Consider the following 1,094-nt stretch of genomic DNA (forward strand, 5'->3'; position numbering starts at 1 on the left):
CCAAAGCCTTCCCGTTCTTCTACAGAGTTTGACTTATGGCTATTATGACCAACAAGCACATTCACATCATGCGCTGCGGTAAGATTAACATTTTCCCCTGCAAGATCAGAGCCAACAATTGTCACATCTTTTTTCTTGGCAGTGATGGTAATATTGCCATCCGCATTGAGAGAAGAGCCTTGATGCTCAAAACTCTCTTCATTTTCTGTCTTTCCCTCACTCCCGTATATCGATACAAAGCCCTTGCCTGATCCCACACCAAAACCCGTTTCATGGGTCTCTGAATGGCTGCTATGGTGATCTGTCATGCCATCAATCGTCACATTTTCTGCTGTCACATTGATATCTTGACCGGAAAGCAGATGAGAAGCCGTGATTGTGGTCTCTTTATCTGATTGTGTGATAATGTTGCCCGTTGCCCCAAGGATAGAGGAGACCGTTGTGGTATGCGATTGAGATGTATCGGACGATTTCTCATGCAAAAAGCCACTTGATGACGATTGTGCTTGCTGATCCAAGTGTTCTTGGGCGCCTTTTATGACAATCTTTCCCCCAGAGTGAATGGTAATATCCGCTTGTTTTTGATCTCCTGGTGCTTTCTCTCCTGACGTTTCCTCTGCCTTACCGGCTATGAGCGTCGAGGCTACAACTTCCGTGTTGTTTCCTGAGTCAATGGTAATGCCTTCACCCCCTGTTATGCTTGACCCCACAACTTGGCTCACATCCATCTTGTTATGCTCAGATTTGCTGCTACTAAACACCCCACCGTCTTTATGGTACGACATCTCATACTGTAAGCTATCCTCTGCATTATTGATGAGAATATCGTTGCTGGCTTTCAGCCCCACCTTGCCCTCAGCCGCAATGGAACTACCTGTGATGCTAAGATCATGCGGTTTGCCATCCTGCCCTGCAATGACAGTGGTGTCACCTCCCGATTTTATCGAAGAGCCAACGGCATGAGAGGCTTGCATATCCACTTTCGTGTTTTTGCCCTGAAGATGATACTCCATCTCATCGTTTCTTACCCCTATTGTTACCTCCCCTTTCGCGCCAAGAGCAACATTACCCTTGGCATCTATATCGGAAGCAGC

The 1,094-nt window shown here is 46.7% G+C and carries 1 protein-coding gene; it reads right to left on the reverse strand.

Going from position 1 to position 1,094, the window contains the following annotated elements; genetic code table 11:
- Positions 1-1,094: hemagglutinin repeat-containing protein (locus ACFINA_RS09590; protein WP_375615520.1), on the reverse strand; the 1,094-nt coding region annotated here is incomplete at both ends.

Origin of the sequence: Bartonella sp. AC10YNML (genome assembly GCF_042196825.1) — a bacterium.
Taxonomy (GTDB): Bacteria; Pseudomonadota; Alphaproteobacteria; order Rhizobiales; family Rhizobiaceae; genus Bartonella.